This window comes from Pseudomonas fluorescens, from assembly GCF_900636825.1.
Taxonomy (GTDB): Bacteria; Pseudomonadota; Gammaproteobacteria; order Pseudomonadales; family Pseudomonadaceae; genus Aquipseudomonas; species Aquipseudomonas fluorescens_BG.
The window spans coordinates 105,579-120,948 of the sequence record NZ_LR134318.1 but is presented as its reverse complement, the minus strand read 5'-3'; the positions used below and the strand labels follow the sequence as shown (position 1 = coordinate 120,948).

General features: G+C 58.5%; 20 protein-coding genes. 12 read left to right on the top strand and 8 right to left on the bottom strand.

What is annotated here, in order from left to right; genetic code table 11:
- The first annotated feature begins 45 nt into the window (after positions 1-45).
- From EL257_RS00605 to EL257_RS00575, 6 genes are all read left to right on the top strand, one after another.
- Positions 46-1,539 (top strand): acetyl-CoA hydrolase/transferase family protein, encoded by a 1,494-nt coding sequence (locus EL257_RS00605; RefSeq protein ID WP_126358902.1) that lies wholly within the window; start codon positions 46-48, stop codon positions 1,537-1,539.
- Positions 1,540-1,860: 321 nt separating this feature from the next.
- Positions 1,861-2,076 (top strand): DUF1127 domain-containing protein, encoded by a 216-nt coding sequence (locus EL257_RS00600; RefSeq protein WP_007911656.1) that lies wholly within the window; start codon positions 1,861-1,863, stop codon positions 2,074-2,076.
- 372 nt (positions 2,077-2,448) lie between these two features.
- Entirely contained in the window at positions 2,449-2,766 is a 318-nt protein-coding gene (locus tag EL257_RS00590) for a DUF2388 domain-containing protein (RefSeq protein ID WP_007953908.1), read from the top strand.
- A 108-nt stretch (positions 2,767-2,874) separates the two neighbouring features.
- Positions 2,875-3,192: a DUF2388 domain-containing protein gene (locus tag EL257_RS00585; RefSeq protein WP_126358898.1), complete on the top strand. Its 318-nt coding sequence runs from the start codon at positions 2,875-2,877 to the stop codon at positions 3,190-3,192.
- A gap of 39 nt (positions 3,193-3,231) precedes the next feature.
- Positions 3,232-3,552 (top strand): DUF2388 domain-containing protein, encoded by a 321-nt coding sequence (locus EL257_RS00580; protein WP_126358896.1) that lies wholly within the window; start codon positions 3,232-3,234, stop codon positions 3,550-3,552.
- Positions 3,549-5,510, top strand: coding sequence for a DUF4105 domain-containing protein (locus EL257_RS00575; protein ID WP_126358894.1), 1,962 nt, complete (start codon positions 3,549-3,551; stop codon positions 5,508-5,510). The genes EL257_RS00580 and EL257_RS00575 overlap by 4 nt, the downstream gene beginning before the upstream one ends.
- Before the next feature lie 55 nt (positions 5,511-5,565).
- Here the strand turns inward: EL257_RS00575 and trpA are convergent, their stop codons facing one another.
- Positions 5,566-6,381: a tryptophan synthase subunit alpha gene (gene trpA / locus EL257_RS00570; RefSeq protein ID WP_126358892.1), complete on the bottom strand. Its 816-nt coding sequence runs from the start codon at positions 6,379-6,381 to the stop codon at positions 5,566-5,568.
- Complete coding sequence (gene trpB / locus EL257_RS00565; protein ID WP_126358890.1) at positions 6,381-7,628, bottom strand: tryptophan synthase subunit beta; 1,248 nt, start codon at positions 7,626-7,628, stop codon at positions 6,381-6,383. The genes trpA and trpB overlap by 1 nt, the downstream gene beginning before the upstream one ends.
- 114 nt (positions 7,629-7,742) lie before the next feature.
- Between trpB and EL257_RS00560 the strand changes: the two genes are divergently transcribed.
- Positions 7,743-8,660, top strand: coding sequence for a LysR family transcriptional regulator (locus EL257_RS00560; protein ID WP_126358888.1), 918 nt, complete (start codon positions 7,743-7,745; stop codon positions 8,658-8,660).
- Here the strand turns inward: EL257_RS00560 and EL257_RS00555 are convergent.
- Positions 8,633-8,959, bottom strand: coding sequence for a DUF883 family protein (locus EL257_RS00555; RefSeq protein WP_126358886.1), 327 nt, complete (start codon positions 8,957-8,959; stop codon positions 8,633-8,635). The two genes, EL257_RS00560 and EL257_RS00555, sit on opposite strands and share 28 nt — an antisense overlap.
- Before the next feature lie 165 nt (positions 8,960-9,124).
- On the opposite strand from EL257_RS00555, the gene EL257_RS00550 reads away from it, so the two are divergent.
- Together EL257_RS00550 and EL257_RS00545 are read left to right on the top strand one after the other, a co-directional pair.
- The gene (locus EL257_RS00550) at positions 9,125-9,340 is read left to right on the top strand and encodes a dodecin (protein WP_126358884.1); all 216 of its coding nucleotides are present in this window, start codon (positions 9,125-9,127) and stop codon (positions 9,338-9,340) included.
- Between the two features lie 129 nt (positions 9,341-9,469).
- On the top strand, positions 9,470-9,694 hold the full coding sequence (locus EL257_RS00545) for a DUF1161 domain-containing protein (RefSeq protein WP_126358882.1): 225 nt from the start codon (positions 9,470-9,472) through the stop codon (positions 9,692-9,694).
- Between the two features lie 158 nt (positions 9,695-9,852).
- Here the strand turns inward: EL257_RS00545 and EL257_RS00540 are convergent, their stop codons facing one another.
- Positions 9,853-10,854 carry an LLM class flavin-dependent oxidoreductase gene (locus EL257_RS00540; protein ID WP_126358880.1) on the bottom strand — a complete coding sequence of 334 codons (1,002 nt, stop codon included), beginning with the start codon at positions 10,852-10,854 and terminating at the stop codon, positions 9,853-9,855.
- A gap of 240 nt (positions 10,855-11,094) precedes the next feature.
- Between EL257_RS00540 and EL257_RS00535 the strand changes: the two genes are divergently transcribed.
- Positions 11,095-11,526: an OsmC family protein gene (locus EL257_RS00535; RefSeq protein WP_016772308.1), complete on the top strand. Its 432-nt coding sequence runs from the start codon at positions 11,095-11,097 to the stop codon at positions 11,524-11,526.
- A 235-nt stretch (positions 11,527-11,761) separates the two neighbouring features.
- Entirely contained in the window at positions 11,762-12,001 is a 240-nt protein-coding gene (locus EL257_RS00530; RefSeq protein ID WP_126358879.1) for a DUF1161 domain-containing protein, read from the top strand.
- A gap of 6 nt (positions 12,002-12,007) precedes the next feature.
- On the opposite strand, the gene EL257_RS00525 is transcribed toward EL257_RS00530, so the two are convergent.
- Both EL257_RS00525 and EL257_RS00520 read right to left on the bottom strand, forming a co-directional pair.
- Positions 12,008-12,427: a hypothetical protein gene (locus EL257_RS00525; RefSeq protein WP_126358878.1), complete on the bottom strand. Its 420-nt coding sequence runs from the start codon at positions 12,425-12,427 to the stop codon at positions 12,008-12,010.
- Positions 12,428-12,467: 40 nt separating this feature from the next.
- On the bottom strand, positions 12,468-12,890 hold the full coding sequence (locus EL257_RS00520; RefSeq protein WP_126358877.1) for a hypothetical protein: 423 nt from the start codon (positions 12,888-12,890) through the stop codon (positions 12,468-12,470).
- Positions 12,891-12,948: 58 nt separating this feature from the next.
- On the opposite strand from EL257_RS00520, the gene EL257_RS00515 reads away from it, so the two are divergent.
- On the top strand, positions 12,949-14,025 hold the full coding sequence (locus EL257_RS00515) for an aminopeptidase (RefSeq protein ID WP_126358876.1): 1,077 nt from the start codon (positions 12,949-12,951) through the stop codon (positions 14,023-14,025).
- Between the two features lie 115 nt (positions 14,026-14,140).
- On the opposite strand, the gene EL257_RS00510 is transcribed toward EL257_RS00515, so the two are convergent.
- A complete protein-coding gene (locus EL257_RS00510) occupies positions 14,141-14,791 on the bottom strand; it encodes an HAD family hydrolase (RefSeq protein WP_126358875.1) in 651 nt (216 codons plus the stop codon).
- A gap of 29 nt (positions 14,792-14,820) precedes the next feature.
- Positions 14,821-15,366: a gamma carbonic anhydrase family protein gene (locus tag EL257_RS00505; RefSeq protein ID WP_126358874.1), complete on the bottom strand. Its 546-nt coding sequence runs from the start codon at positions 15,364-15,366 to the stop codon at positions 14,821-14,823.
- Between the last annotated feature and the right edge of the window lie 4 nt (positions 15,367-15,370).

The window sequence follows — 15,370 nt, the reverse complement described above, 5'->3', positions numbered from 1 at the left end:
CACTAGACTGCGCATCCTGCTACTCGCTTCCCGAGATAATAATCCATGTACCGTGACCGTATTCGCCTGCCTTCGTTGTTGGATAAAGTGATGAGCGCCGCCGACGCCGCCGCTTTGATTGAAGATGGCATGACCGTCGGCATGAGCGGTTTCACCCGTGCCGGCGAAGCCAAAGCCGTTCCTCACGCACTGGCCGAGCGCGCCAAGGTCACGCCGTTGCAAATCAGCCTGATGACCGGCGCCAGCCTCGGCAACGACCTCGACAAGCAACTGACCGAAGCCGGCGTGCTGTCGCGACGCATGCCCTTTCAGGTCGATAGCACCTTGCGCAAGGCGATCAACGCCGGCCAGGTGATGTTCATCGACCAGCACCTGTCGGAAACCGTTGAGCAACTGCGCAATCAGCAATTGAAGCTGCCGGATATCGCAGTCATCGAAGCCGTGGCGATCACAGAACAAGGCCACATCGTGCCGACCACCTCGGTGGGCAACTCGGCGAGCTTTGCGATTTTCGCCAAGCAGGTGATCGTCGAGATCAATCTGGCGCACAACGCCAACCTCGAAGGCCTGCACGACATCTATATCCCTACGTATCGCCCGACACGCACGCCGATCCCGCTGGTGAAAGTCGACGACCGCATCGGCAGTACGGCGATTCCGATTCCGCCGGAGAAGATCGTCGCCATCGTCATTACCCAGCAATCGGACTCGCCGTCCACCGTATCGACGCCCGATGTGGACACTAACGCCATCGCCGAGCACCTGATCACCTTCTTTAAAGAGGAAGTCGCTGCCGGGCGCATGACCAATAAGCTCGGCCCTTTGCAGGCGGGGATTGGCAACATTGCCAACGCGGTGATGTGCGGCTTGATCGATTCGCCATTTGAAGACCTGACCATGTACTCCGAAGTGCTGCAGGACTCGACTTTCGATCTCATCGATGCCGGCAAGCTGAGCTTTGCTTCGGGCAGCTCGATTACCCTGTCGGAGCGGCGCAACAGCGACGTGTTCGGCAACCTTGAGAAGTACAAGGACAAATTGGTGCTGCGTCCGCAAGAGATCTCCAACCACCCGGAGGTGGTGCGACGTCTGGGCATCATCGGCATCAACACGGCGCTGGAGTTCGATATCTACGGCAACGTCAACTCCACCCACGTCTGCGGCACGCGGATGATGAACGGCATTGGTGGTTCGGGCGACTTCGCGCGCAATGCGCATCTGGCGGTGTTCGTGACCAAGTCGATCGCCAAGGGCGGCGCAATTTCCAGCGTGGTGCCGATGGTCAGCCACGTTGACCACACCGAGCATGACGTCGACATTCTGGTGACCGAAGTGGGTCTGGCTGACTTGCGCGGCCTGGCGCCACGGGAGCGTGCGCGGGTGATCATCGATAACTGTGTGCACCCGGACTTCCGTCAGGCGCTTAACGATTACTTCACAGCGGCCTGTGCAATCGGTGGCCACACCCCGCACATCCTGCGGGAAGCGCTGAGCTGGCATATGAACCTGGAAGAAACCGGTCGCATGCTCGCTGTGTAATTCACACAGATAAACCGCTGATGCAGACACAGTTTGCGTCAGTGGATTTTCGCAAGCCTCTCACCTTACAAAAACTGTACTGCTGTACTGGTCATTTCCTACAGCATTTGCCTACCGTTTCGATTAAAACAGGCGAAAATGCACCACTTGAGTGCACACAGGTACAGTTTGCTCGATTTTGACCCGTACACCCCCTATAAACAGTTAACTGGTCACTCACAATACAGTTGAACTGTATCTAGAGAGACTAGGCAAACGAGAGGATCATGGGCACCAGTCAAACCACTACCTGATCCCGCCACAAGCGGAAGGATGTCAACCATGGAACGTACACTCAGTTCCGAACTGTTCTTCGAAGACAAAGCTGTAAACACCCAGGCTTCCCTGCCTCTGCGCGTTATCGCCAACCTGATGTTGTGGCAGCGCCGCATCTCCAGCCGCCACCAACTGGCCCGTCTGGATTCGCGTCTGCTGGCTGACGCCGGTATCAGCGAAGCACAACGCTACGAAGAGCTGAGCAAGCCGTTCTGGCGCTAAGTAGCGTCGCTGGCTCTGGTCTTCAGACCCACCGCCAGCAACCCGAATTGAACAAAACAAAACCCGTCGTGGGAAACCACGACGGGTTTTGTCGTTGTGGGCTTCAGAAAGCCAAACCATTACAGTTCAAGTCATCCGAAAAAGAACCATCACAGTTGTAGGAGCTGCCGAAGGCTGCGATCTTTTGATCTTAAAAACCCAGATCAAAAGATCGCAGCCTTCGGCAGCTCCTACAGTTTTGTATCGAAGCTGGTGAGCCAAGCGGTCTGCGCCTAATATCGGTTCAGAACGTGGCGAATGCTGCGCAACTGGCGTCTGACTCCTCAGATACCGAGCCACCTCCCACAACGGTTTATCCACAGGAGTTACCTTATGTCCCGTCTTCGCCTGCTCAGCGCTGCCGCCTTGCTGGCCGTAGCCGCCAACGCCAGCGCTACCAGCTTCATCGTCACCACGGATGCTGTGGTCGGTGCTCTCAAATCCTCGTCCGATGCCACTTCCGATGTCACCTCATCCTTCCGTGACGACAAGATCGTCCTCGCCGCCCGTGACGACGCCGCCAGCTTCGTTGCCAGCGAAGGCGAGATTCGCGGTGTGAAACTGGAAAGCGCGCTGGATCACATCCGCCATCAGGCGCCACAACTGAACGCGACCGACGCTCAATTGGCCCAAGCCATTCTGACGATCTAAACCATCGCGCGGCATACGGGGCACGCTCGGCGTGTCCCGATGTTTCGGCGCTGGCTCTGGCTCGGGCATTGCGCTAGCCTTTGGGCTCGCTAACAGTTGTCGAGTCCCATGCGCTTTCTTCCAAATCTTATTGTTACTTCTGCTTTATTGACCGCCTGCTGGGTCACGTCCGCCGGCGCCTTCGATGCGTTCAATGCTTCCACCCAAGGCACCGTCGTCAGCGGGTACGCCACGAGCATGGTGTCTTCCGCCCCCTTCGATCGTAAACTGCTGCTCGCCGCCCGAGATGACGCAGCGGCGTTCGTCGCCAGTGACGGTGAATGGCGAGGCGCAAGGCTTGAATCCGCGCTGCATTACTTGCGCAAAACCCGGCCAAAACTTCATGTCAGCGACCTTGAACTGGCAGAGGCAATTCTCGTCCAATAGTCATCCTGTCCGTTATCACTGCCCTATTGGAGTCGTTCCATGCGTAGCCCGCTGATTGCTGCCGCCCTTGGCCTGTTTTTGTTGGCCGACGTGGCCCAGGCGCACACCCTGGTAGCCACCAGTAACATCATCGTTCGCGCGTCCCAGCGCACCATTGATTTCACCTCTGACACCACCACGTCGATTCGCGACTCGAAAATCATCCGCGAAGCCCATGACGACGCCGCCAGCTTCGTGGCCAGCAATGGCGATATTCGTGGCGCTCACCTGGAAGCCGCCCTCAACACCTTGCGCGCTCGCGTGCCGGAAGCGCGCGACGCCAGTGATCAGGTACTCGCCGAAGCCATCCTCGCACTGTGAGGCGTTTCGGCGCCTGGCTGCTGGCCGGGGCTTTGTTGCTGCTTGGCAACAACGCCAACGCTGGCCTGCAATTGCGGCTCAAGACCGAGGGCTTGAGCCCCGCTCAACAACACGCCAGTCAGGCGCTGATTGATGAGGCGATGGCGAAGTTGCCACCGAGTTTTATCGAACGGCTGGATCGACGCATCGATGTCGGCTGGACCGATGACATGCCCGGTAACGCTTATGGCCAGGCCACGCTGGTTTCCGAACTCGATCTGAATCGCAAGCTGCTCGCCGGTCTCACCGACGGCAGCGCCGCCAGAGAAAAAACCAATCGCCCGCACGGCACGGTGCGCCAGGAATTGCTCGCCACCGTGCTGCATGAAATTACCCATATCTACGATCGGGCGCGGCTATGGCCAGATGCCGAGCGCACGTTGATTCAGCGCTGCACGCGCCGGTTCAACAGCGCCGGGCTGATCGGTATTCCCGATGAATGTCGCGGGCAGAACGGCCGGCGCTTCAGCCTCAGCGATGATCCGCGCCTGCTCGACCTCGCCGGTTGGCAGCAATACGTTGGCCGCCGTGGCGAGCGCGAGCAGCACAATCGACAAATTGCCCGCAGCCCGGATCTTTACGAGATCTCCAGTTCCAAAGAATTCGTTGCGGTCAACATGGAGTATTTTCTCCTCGATCCAAGTTACGCCTGCCGCCGACCCGCGCTTTACCGCTATTACCAGCAGCACTTCGATTGGGCACCGCCGGCCAAGGACACTTGCAGCAAGACGTTCGCGTTTCTCAATGCCGGGAACGACTTCGCCAAACAACCTTTGGGGCAGGTTGACCCTGAGCGCGTGTACGCCGTCGATTACCTGCTGGCGGAGGCCAACCAGAACTGGGTCAGCCGCTGGGGCCACAGCATGCTGCGCCTGGTGATCTGCGCCCCCGGTCGCCCGCGCGGCCCGGATTGCCGGCTCGATCTGGATCAGCATCTGGTGCTCTCGTATCGTGCGTTCGTTGGCGATGTGCAGTTGTCGAGCTGGGACGGACTGGTCGGCAAATATCCGTCGCGGCTGTTCGTATTGCCACTCGCGCAAGTGATCGACGAATACACCAAGACCGAATTGCGTAGCCTCGCTTCAGTGCCGCTGAATCTGTCACGGGAGGAAATTGAAGGCGTGGTCGAACACGCGGCCGAAATGCATTGGAGCTACGACGGCAACTACTTTTTCCTTTCCAACAATTGCGCAGTGGAAGGCCTGAAACTGTTGCGCAGCGGCAGTAACAACACTCAGTTCGTCGGCCTCGACAGCATCATGCCCAACGGCTTGCTGGAGGTGATGAAGGGGCGCGGCCTGGCGGATACCAGCGTGCTGGACGATCCGAAAGAAGCGCTGCGTCTGGGTTACCGCTTCGACTCGTTCCGCGATCGCTATCAGGCGATGTTCGATGTGTTGAAAAAGCAGCTGCCGATCAAACAGACCACCGTCGAAGAATGGCTCTCGCTCACTGCCCAAGAGCGTCGGGAGTGGTTCGCACGCGCGGATCTGCGAACCAGCGCGGCGTTGCTGTTGCTCGAACAAGCGAGTTATCGCCGCCAATTGCTGTTGGCTCAAGATGAGGTGAAGCAGCGCTACCTCGGAGCCCGAGAGCTGGAGAACGGTGGCATGGACAAGGCCAACGCGACTTTGCAGGAAATTCTCGCCAACAGCGGATTCCTAAGCCGTCCGGCGGAGCTGCTTGACTCCAAAGGCTATGGATTGCCGCAGCCGAGTGAATTCAAGCGGCTGGAGGATGAAAGCAGTCAACGGCAGAAAAAGCTGCTGGCACTTTCCGGTGATCTGGACGCAGAAGTCCGTAAATTGCTGGAGCCAAAACGTGCCGCCGAGATTGCCGCCAGCGAGGAGAACGTTAAACAGATTGGCGCGCATCTGCGCCAGTTGCACAAGGCTTCAGGCGGACTGGAGTTGCCCTGAAAGCAAAAGATCGTCCGAACGCGGCCGCATTCGGACGATCTTTTGACTGCGCCTTTTACTGGCTGACGCGGGCCTTACGCACGCCTTCGGACAGCGCCGCGCAATGGCTCAACACGCCGTCGATGGCCTGAGCGGGGGTGGTCGCGTTGGCGATATGATCGATCAACGCCGAGCCCACCACGACACCATCTGCCAGACGCGCAATGGCCGCCGCTTGCTCCGGCGTACGGATGCCAAAGCCGATGCTGATCGGCAGATCGGTATGGCGACGCAGGCGAGTCACCGCTTCTTCAACGTGCTCCAGAGTCGCAGCACCGGCACCGGTCACACCAGCCACCGAAACGTAGTAAACGAAACCGGAACTGCCGTTGAGCACCCGTGGCAGGCGCGCATCGTCGGTGGTCGGTGTGGTCAGACGGATGAAGTCCAGACCGGCCGCCTGCGCCGGATCGCACAGTTCTTCATTATGCTCAGGTGGCATGTCGACCACGATCAGACCGTCGACGCCGGCCTCTTTTGCGTCAGCAATGAAACGAGCCACACCGTACATGTGGATCGGGTTGAAGTAACCCATCAGCACCAGCGGCGTGTCGCTATTGCCTTGGCGGAATTCGCGAACCATTTGCAGGGTTTTCGCCAGGTTCTGTTTGGCGCCCAAGGCTCGGATGTTGGCCAATTGAATGGCCGGACCATCAGCCATGGGGTCGGTGAACGGCATACCCAACTCGATCACGTCCGCCCCCGCCTGCGGCAAGCCCTTGAGGATCGCCAGCGAGGTGTCGTAATCCGGATCACCGGCGGTGACGAAGGTCACTAGCGCGGCGCGATTCTGTTCCTTGAGGTCGGCAAAACGGGTCTGCAGGCGGCTCATCAGTGTTTCTCCTGCTTGGATGGCTCTTGTTGAGCGCTTTCCATATGGTGCATGACGGTTTGCATATCTTTGTCGCCACGGCCCGACAGGTTGACCACCATCAGGTGATCCTTCGGCAGCTTCGGTGCGCGTTTGAATACTTCAGCCAAGGCGTGGGCGCTTTCCAGCGCTGGAATGATCCCTTCCAGGCGGCAGCATTTATGAAACGCTTCGAGAGCTTCGTCGTCAGTCACGGAGGTGTACTGGACGCGGCCGATGTCATGCAACCATGCATGCTCAGGGCCGATGCCCGGATAGTCGAGGCCGGCGGAAATCGAGTGGGCGTCGATGATCTGGCCGTCGTCGTCCTGCAGCAGGAAGGTGCGGTTGCCGTGCAACACACCCGGAACCCCGCCATTGAGGCTGGCTGCGTGTTTGCCGGTTTCAATGCCGTAGCCTGCCGCTTCGACACCGATGATTTCGACGCTTTTGTCATCCAGGAACGGGTGGAACAGGCCCATCGCGTTGGAACCGCCACCGATGCATGCCACCAGGCTGTCAGGCAGACGACCTTCCTGCGCTTGCAACTGATCGCGGGTTTCCTTGCCGATGACGGCCTGGAAGTCGCGAACCATCGCTGGATAAGGGTGCGGGCCGGCCACCGTGCCGATCAGGTAAAAAGTATTGTCGACGTTGGTCACCCAGTCACGCAGGGCTTCGTTCATCGCATCTTTCAGGGTGCCGGTGCCGGCAACCACCGGAATCACTTCAGCGCCGAGCAACTTCATGCGGAACACGTTGGCCTGCTGACGTTCGATGTCAGTGGTGCCCATGTAGATCACACAATCAAGCCCGAAACGCGCAGCAACGGTAGCCGTGGCCACGCCGTGCATGCCGGCGCCGGTCTCGGCAATGATGCGCTTCTTGCCCATGCGCCGCGCCAGCAGGATCTGGCCGATGCAGTTGTTGATCTTGTGCGCGCCGGTGTGGTTGAGCTCTTCACGCTTGAGGTAGATCTTTGCGCCGCCGCAGAACTCGGTCAGACGCTCGGCGAAATACAGCGGGCTCGGACGTCCGACATAATCACGCTGGAAGTAGGCCAGTTCTTTCTTGAACGCCGGATCTTCCTTGGCCGCTTCATATTCGCGGGCCAGGTCGAGGATCAACGGCATCAGGGTTTCGGCCACATAGCGGCCACCGAACGCGCCGAACAGGCCGTTGACGTCAGGGCCGTTGCGCAGATCAGAAGTGTTCGAAGTCTGGGTCATGGGGTGCTCCAGGTGAATTCGCGTCGAAAGACAATGACGACCACTCTACCCCTGCCGATCCAGGCTGAAAACCGATAAGATCGCCACAACCTGTCAGGAAAACTCACAGATACCATGAGCCATGACCTTCCCCCGCTAAATGCCTTGCGCGCCTTCGAGGCCACCGCTCGCCTTAACAGCGTAAGTCAGGCTGCCGAACAGCTGCATGTCACTCACGGCGCGGTCAGCCGCCAGCTGAAAACACTTGAAGAACATCTCGGCGTGAGCCTGTTCGTCAAGGACGGACGCGGCTTGAAACTCACAGATGCCGGCGCGCGTCTGCGTGATGCCAGCGGTGAAGCGTTCGATCGGCTGCGCAGCGTTTGCGCCGAACTCATGCAAAGCACAGCGGATGCGCCGTTCGTGCTGGGTTGTTCGGGGAGTCTGCTGGCGCGTTGGTTTATTCCGCGCCTGGGGCGACTGAATGCCGACCTGCCGGATTTGCGTCTGCACCTGTCTGCCGGTGAAGGCGATCTCGATCCTCGCCGTCCGGGACTCGACGCGCTGTTGCTGTTCGCCGAGCCACCGTGGCCGGCCGATATGCAGGTCTACGAACTGGCGGCGGAACGTATCGGCCCAGTGATGAGCCCGTTGTTCAGCGGCTACCAGACGCTGCGCGCTGCGGCGGCAGCAGAATTGCTCGCCGAGCCCTTGTTGCACACCACTTCCCGTCCACAGGCGTGGCCGAGCTGGGCGCAGCAGAATGACCTCGACACCAAGGCGTTGAAGCTCGGGCAAGGTTTCGAGCATTTGTATTATTTGCTGGAAGCAGCGGTGGCTGGTCTCGGCGTGGCGATCGCGCCGGAGCCGCTGGTCGCGGAAGATCTGAAGGCGGGTCGCCTGGTTGCGCCGTGGGGGTTTTGTGAAACCTCGGCGCAACTGGCGTTGTGGCTACCCAAGCGCGCCGCGGATGGGCGCGCCCGGCAACTGGCGCAGTGGCTCAAGAACGAGCTGCGCCAGACTGATCACTCGCCGCGTTTGAACAAAAAGTAAGCAGCCAGCAGACCGATTGCACCGACAGCCACGCCGGCCGTGGTCCATGGGTGTTCCTGCGCGTAATCACGGGTAGCGATCCCGGTTTCGCGGGTTTTCACTTTGACTTCTTCATAGGCGTCGCTGAGCAAGTGGCGCGAATGTTTCAGCGCACTTTCAGCATTGCTTTTCAGCGCCTTGAGGGTTTTGCGCGACTCGTCGGAAGCATCGCCTTTCAAGCCTTCCAGCGACTTGAGCAGACTCTCGATCTCGGCTTCCATGCTTTGCAACGAGGCTTTACGTAAAGAGGTGTTGGCCATGGTGGCTCTCCTGCATTGGTGATGAGTGGCGTGTGTTGGTTGGGACTTCAGCACTTCGAGAAAGTGCAGAAATTCTGAACTTCGGCAGCGCAGCGGCAACGAAATCAACAGTGCAATTGCCTGCTAGGCTGAATTTCACACGTCGTTCCAACCCAGGAGATCGTCATGAGTGAGCATCACACGTACAAAAAAGTCGAGCTGGTCGGTTCGTCCACCACGAGCATCGAAGAAGCCATCAATAACGCATTGGCTGAAGCCAACAAAACCCTGCGTAATCTTGAATGGTTTGAAGTGACCGAAACTCGTGGCCACATCGAAAACGGCCAAGTGGCGCATTTTCAGGTGACACTGAAAGTCGGCTTCAAGATTGCCGCCAGCTGAGTTTGGTCTAGTCTTCTGAACTTGCGCGCTGGCCGAGTGCCATAGGGAATGGCAAAGCGCTACAAGGTGAGCGCATCGGGCGGATGACCTGATGCCCGCCTCTTTCAATCCGACCAGGGAGTGCGACCGATGAAGAAGTTCATGTTGGCAGTAGGTTTGTTGAGCCTTGCGGGTGGTGCGTTTGCAGCCGGCAAGCCATGTGAAGAGCTGAAAAGCGAGATCGCAGCGAAGCTGGATGCCAAAGGTGTTTCCGGTTATTCGCTGGAAGTTGTTGACAAGGGCGCAGCGGCTGACGGCAATGTCGTTGGCACCTGTGAAGGCGGCAGCAAGGAAATTGTCTACAAGCGCGGTTGATTGCGCCTGAAACACAAAAGCCGACGCGAATGCGTCGGCTTTTTTATGGGCGCTGATTTTTCTGTGTAGGAGCTGCGGCACGCTGCGATCTTGGCCCTTAAAGACAGGATCAAAAGATCGCAGCCTCGTTGCACTCGGCAGCTCCTACAGGGTCCGCGTTATCGTTTCATGACTTGGGCGAGCAATTCGTAGGAATGAATGCGATCGGCGTGTTCATAAAGATCACTGGTGAAAATCAGCTCATCGGCCTGGGTCTGCTCGATTAAAACCTCCAATTTGGCACAAATCTTCTGCGGGCCGCCGACCATTGCCAGGCCGAGGAAGTCTCCGACCGCTTCACGCTCATGGGGCAGCCACAAGCCGTCCATGGTTTTGACCGGCGGGCGCTGCACCAGGCTCTGCCCACGCATCAGGGCCAGAATGCGTTGGTACACCGACGTCGCCAGATAATCGGCTTGCTCGTCGGTATCCGCCGCTACCAGCGGCACACCGAGCATCACATAGGGCTTGTCGAGCACTGCCGATGGTTTGAAGTGATTGCGATAGACGCGAATCGCCTCGTGCATGAAGCGCGGTGCGAAGTGCGAAGCGAAGGCGTACGGCAAACCACGCTCACCGGCCAGTTGCGCACTGAAGAGGCTGGAGCCGAGCAACCAGATCGGCACATTGGTGCCGGTGCCCGGCATGGCGATCACGCGCTGATCCGGAGTGCGTGGGCCCAAATAGCGCACCAGTTCGGCCACGTCTTCGGGGAAGTCATCGGCACTGCCAGAACGTTCACGGCGCAGCGCGCGTGCCGTCATCTGATCGGAGCCGGGCGCGCGGCCCAGGCCAAGATCGATGCGCCCCGGATACAGACTTTCCAGCGTGCCGAACTGCTCGGCGATCACCAACGGCGCGTGGTTGGGCAGCATGACGCCGCCGGAGCCGACCCGAATGGTCGACGTCCCGCCTGCCAGATAGCCGAGCAGCACCGAAGTCGCCGAGCTGGCGATGCCATCCATATTGTGGTGTTCCGCGACCCAGAAGCGCGTGTAGCCGAATTTCTCGGCATGCTGCGCCAAGTCCAGCGAATTGCGCAGTGATTGCGCCGGGCTGCCGTTTTCGCGCACTGGCACCAGATCGAGTGTGGAAAATTTAACGTCGGACAGTTGTTTCATAAACCTGCGTCTCCGAATGAGGAGGCAGGTTTTTCTTGCGAACGAAAACCTGCCGTATCCATAAGCGTGTTTCATGGAATGAGGGCATATACCCGAGATTCAATAGCAGCGAAGAAATTTCCTACTAAAAAAGTCAACGATTCACCCAGGCTGAACTTTGATCCGCCGTCTATCCTCAGAAGCCTTGCAAGTAAAAACCACGTCGGCGCGGCGTTCCGCGCCACATTTGAGGAGGCAGACATGGCTATCGTGAAAAAGGCATCCGCGCATTGGGAAGGCGACCTGAAAACCGGTCTCGGCTCGATTTCCACGGAAACCGGCGTGCTCAGAGAAGCACCGTATGGTTTCAAGGCACGCTTTGAAGGCGGCAAGGGCACCAATCCGGAAGAACTGATCGGCGCGGCGCACGCCGGCTGCTTTTCCATGGCTTTTTCGATGATTCTCGGCGATGCGGGCCTGAAGGCGGACAGCATCGACACCAATGCCGAAGTCACGCTCGATCAGGTCGACGGCGGATTCGCGATCACCGCAGTAAAACTGATTCTCAAAGCGAAAATTCCGGGCGCGACTCAGCAGCAGTTTGAGGAGTTGAGCAACAAGGCCAAGGAAGGTTGCCCGGTATCCAAAGTGCTGAATGCGAAGATCACGCTGGAGGCTTCGCTGGTTAGCTGATTCGGCGTTTGCCGGGCTGACGCTATCGTGAGCAGGCTCACTCCTACAGTTGATCGCATTCCAACTGAATAAATGCGATCCCTTGTAGGAGTGAGCCTGCTCGCGATAAGAATCCCGGCATCACGCAAATCCAAAGGTGTGAGCGAAGTCAGAACCGCCGCTGCAAAAATGTGGTCGAATATGCCATAGCAGCTTCAGCGCACGCCCGTGCGCGCTGCCTCAGGGAGTTTCATCGATGAAACGTATTGGCTTGGCGATCCTCTGCAGTGCACTGGCCACCTCGGTTGTTGCGGCACCCAAAGACTGTGAAGAGCTCAGAAAGGAAATCGAAATCAAGATTCAGGCGAAGGCAATCCCCTCGTACACCCTGGAAATCATCACTGCGGAAGAAGCGAAGCAGCACGACTCAGCCATGATCGTCGGGGCGTGCGAAAACGGCACCAAGCGAATCATCTATCAAAAGAACGAAAACTGAGTCACTTCAGATTATGCAGTTGTAGTCGTGATCCTCGGCGACGATTTCGCGCTTGGCGTTGTAAAGCCGGGCACTCGGGGTGAACGCCAGCGAACGCCCCTCCAGCACATAGCGCTGCCCGGCTTCGAAGTGGTCGTAGCGAATGTACAGGTAGCACAACCGCTCGACTGGTCCGGTCAGCAAGGCGCCACCGCCGCCGAATACTTCGAAATCGAACCGCACGCGCAATTCATGGCTGCCGGGGGTGACCTGAAAATAACGCCCGTCGTTCAGGCGCTGATTGTCGAGGCGCTCGGCCATCAACAATTTGCCACCAGGGCTTGGCGTCGAAAAATCGACCCAAGCCATTTGCGGGTCAACCGCAGGCAAAGGCGTCTGACAACCCGCCATCAGCGTGGCAACAAACAACAAGGGCAACTTGCGCATGAAAACTATCCACAGGTCTGGACCTTCAGCATAGCGCCGATCAGCTGCTCTGACAGCCGGCCGGTGTGCCCTGCCCGACGACTTTGCGCTGCTCATCATAGAGTTTCGCCCACGGACGGAAACCGATACTGCCCGCCTGCAATTGATAGCGCTGACCGGCGTTGAAGTCGTTGAATTTCACCCGCATCTGGCAATCGCGCCACAGTGGCTCGGCAGTGGGGCCGATATTGCTCGCGTCCACGGGAAACTGATAACGCACCTTCAGTTCGTGGCTACCGGGCTCCACTTCGAAATAACGTTTGTCGACAGTGGTTTGAGTGTCGACTTGCAGCGCTTGTAGCGCCGTATCCTGTTGCCGAGCGTCGAGATCGATCCAGGCTTGTGAAGGATCGGGGTCGGGCATGCCGAAATTGGCACAACCGGCCAGCGTCAGCAGGCCCCCTGTCAGCATCAACATGCGCATAGCGGTGCTCCTTAAGGCGGGATAGTCTTGCGGCAGACTCTCCGGGGGATTTCTTATTTTGATCAGGCCGTTCTCAAGCCTTGGGTTACTTGATCGCGTTTTTCCGATTTTGTTTCCGGGTGTGTTGTTTTTGTTGCTCAACGGTTGCGCCAGCGTCAGCTATTACGGCCAGTTAGCCAGCGGCCAACTGCAATTGTTGCGGGCGCGCGAGCCGGTGGAGAACGTCATCGCCGACCCGAACCGCGATGCAAACTTGCGTACACACCTGGCGCAGTCCCAAAAGGCACGCGCCTTCGCCAGCCAGCATCTGCATTTGCCAGACAACCAGAGCTACCGGCTGTACGCCGACATTGGCCGGCCATTCGTCGTCTGGAATGTGTTTGCCACCCAAGAATTTTCCCTGACCCCGCAGAACCACTGTTTCCCGATCGCCGGGTGCGTGGCGTATCGCGGCTATTACAGCCAGAGTGCGGCGCGTGGCGAAGCGGCGATCCAGCGACTGCAGGGCATGGACGTGTCGATTGGCGGCGTCGAGGCGTATTCGACACTGGGCTGGTTCAACGATCCGATTCTCAATTCAATGATGGGCTGGGGCGATGAACGCCTGGCCACGCTGATCTTTCACGAACTGGCGCACCAGCGCTTTTACGTGAAGGACGACACTGAGTTCAATGAGTCCTTCGCTACGTTCGTCGAACAGGAGGGCACCCGGCAGTGGCGGGCGTTTCGCGGATTGCCAGCGGAGAATGATTCACGACTCAGGCAACGCGACCAGTTCATCGAGTTGATCCTCGATACCCGCTCCCGCCTGGAAAAGCTGTACGCGCTGCCATTGCCGCCAGAGCAGATGCGCGAACGCAAAGCGGCCGAGTTCGAACGGTTTCGTCGGGATTATCGCGCGATGAGAGACAGCCAGTGGGCCGGGGACAAACGCTATGACGCTTGGGTCAATGCGCCGCTGAACAATGCGCGGCTGTTGCCGTTCGGGCTGTATGACCAGTGGGTGCCGGCGTTTGCGGCGGTGTTCAGGCAGGTCGGCGGGGATTGGGGGAGGTTTTATGCCGAGGTTGAGAGGTTGGGGAAGTTGCCGGTTGATGAGCGCAAGGCGGCGTTGAAAGCCTTGGCCGCCGCTTGAGACATCAGTGACTGAATTTGCCTCATCGCTGGCACGCCAGCTCCCACAGGGACAGCGGTGAACCTGAGTACATCGCTCACCTGTGGGAGCTGGCAAGCCAGCGATGGCGTACTGATCAGCGCTGCAAAAACGCCTGATGCAACTCTTCCAGTGTCTCAAAGTGATAAGCCGGTGCTTCGGCGCTCAATTCTTCAAAACTGCCAAAGCCATAACCCACCGCCGCCGCATCCAGCCCATTGCTGCGCGCGCCAATCAAATCATGCTTGCGGTCGCCGATCATCAATGTTTCAGCCGGATCCAGCCCTTCTTCCTTGAGTAAATGCGCGATCAGCTCGACTTTATTGGTGCGCGTACCATCAAGCTCGCTGCCATAGATCACTTTGAAGTGATGGCCGAAATCAAAATGCCGAGCAATCTCGCGGGCAAATTCCCACGGCTTGGACGTCGCGATATAGAGCTGCCGCCCCTGTCCGGTCAGGGTTTCCAGCAGCGGCGTAACGCCCTCGAAAACGCGATTTTCGTATAGGCCCGTCACTTTGAAGCGCTCGCGATAGAAATTCACCGCTTCCCAGGCCTTGGCCTCGTCGAAAGCGTAGAACTGCATGAACGCTTGCAACAACGGCGGGCCGATGAAATATTCGAGCCGGGTCAGATCCGGCTCATCAATACCGAGCCTGGCCAAGGCGAACTGGATAGAGCGGGTGATGCCTTCACGCGGGTCGGTCAAGGTGCCATCAAGGTCGAACAGTACGGTCTGGTAGTGCATGAATATTCCTGAGCGGTCGCGAATTCGATTCAGAGTGTGTCGTAGCCTTCGGCCAAGTGCAGATCCTTGAGCTTCACGTAATTCGCCGCGCTGTAAGTGAAGAACGCATTTTCCTTGTCAGTCAACGGGCGCACCTGTTTCACCGGACTGCCGACATACAGAAAACCGCTTTGCAGACGCTTGCCCGGCGGTACCAGACTGCCGGCGCCGATGATCACATCGTCTTCGACCACTGCGCCGTCCATGACGATGCTGCCCATGCCGATCAATACGCGGCTGCCAACGCTGCAGCCGTGGAGCATGACTTTGTGCGCGATGGTCACATCATCGCCGATCAGCAATGGAAAACCGTCGGGGTTGAACGGGCCGGCGTGGGTAATGTGCAGCACGCAGCCGTCCTGCACGCTGGTGCGCGCACCGATGCGGATACGGTGCATGTCGCCACGGATCACAGTCAGCGGCCAGACGGAGCTGTCCTCGCCGATTTCAACGTCGCCGATCACCACCGCCGAGCTGTCGACAAACGCGCCTTTGCTCAAGCGAGGGGTGTGATTCTGATACTTGCGTAGGGACACGATA

What these genes read in the sequence shown, in the direction of transcription:
- EL257_RS00535 (WP_016772308.1), top strand. Translation starts at nt 11,095, where the DNA reads ATGGCTATCGTGAAAAAGGCATCCGCGCATTGGGAAGGCGACCTGAAA.
- EL257_RS00555 (WP_126358886.1), bottom strand. Translation starts at nt 8,959, where the DNA reads ATGGCCAACACCTCTTTACGTAAAGCCTCGTTGCAAAGCATGGAAGCC.
- EL257_RS00540 (WP_126358880.1), bottom strand. Translation starts at nt 10,854, where the DNA reads ATGAAACAACTGTCCGACGTTAAATTTTCCACACTCGATCTGGTGCCA.
- EL257_RS00510 (WP_126358875.1), bottom strand. Translation starts at nt 14,791, where the DNA reads ATGCACTACCAGACCGTACTGTTCGACCTTGATGGCACCTTGACCGAC.
- EL257_RS00550 (WP_126358884.1), top strand. Translation starts at nt 9,125, where the DNA reads ATGAGTGAGCATCACACGTACAAAAAAGTCGAGCTGGTCGGTTCGTCC.
- EL257_RS00530 (WP_126358879.1), top strand. Translation starts at nt 11,762, where the DNA reads ATGAAACGTATTGGCTTGGCGATCCTCTGCAGTGCACTGGCCACCTCG.
- trpB (WP_126358890.1), bottom strand. Translation starts at nt 7,628, where the DNA reads ATGACCCAGACTTCGAACACTTCTGATCTGCGCAACGGCCCTGACGTC.
- EL257_RS00605 (WP_126358902.1), top strand. Translation starts at nt 46, where the DNA reads ATGTACCGTGACCGTATTCGCCTGCCTTCGTTGTTGGATAAAGTGATG.
- EL257_RS00525 (WP_126358878.1), bottom strand. Translation starts at nt 12,427, where the DNA reads ATGCGCAAGTTGCCCTTGTTGTTTGTTGCCACGCTGATGGCGGGTTGT.
- EL257_RS00590 (WP_007953908.1), top strand. Translation starts at nt 2,449, where the DNA reads ATGTCCCGTCTTCGCCTGCTCAGCGCTGCCGCCTTGCTGGCCGTAGCC.
- trpA (WP_126358892.1), bottom strand. Translation starts at nt 6,381, where the DNA reads ATGAGCCGCCTGCAGACCCGTTTTGCCGACCTCAAGGAACAGAATCGC.
- EL257_RS00545 (WP_126358882.1), top strand. Translation starts at nt 9,470, where the DNA reads ATGAAGAAGTTCATGTTGGCAGTAGGTTTGTTGAGCCTTGCGGGTGGT.
- EL257_RS00560 (WP_126358888.1), top strand. Translation starts at nt 7,743, where the DNA reads ATGAGCCATGACCTTCCCCCGCTAAATGCCTTGCGCGCCTTCGAGGCC.
- EL257_RS00600 (WP_007911656.1), top strand. Translation starts at nt 1,861, where the DNA reads ATGGAACGTACACTCAGTTCCGAACTGTTCTTCGAAGACAAAGCTGTA.
- EL257_RS00520 (WP_126358877.1), bottom strand. Translation starts at nt 12,890, where the DNA reads ATGCGCATGTTGATGCTGACAGGGGGCCTGCTGACGCTGGCCGGTTGT.
- EL257_RS00585 (WP_126358898.1), top strand. Translation starts at nt 2,875, where the DNA reads ATGCGCTTTCTTCCAAATCTTATTGTTACTTCTGCTTTATTGACCGCC.
- EL257_RS00580 (WP_126358896.1), top strand. Translation starts at nt 3,232, where the DNA reads ATGCGTAGCCCGCTGATTGCTGCCGCCCTTGGCCTGTTTTTGTTGGCC.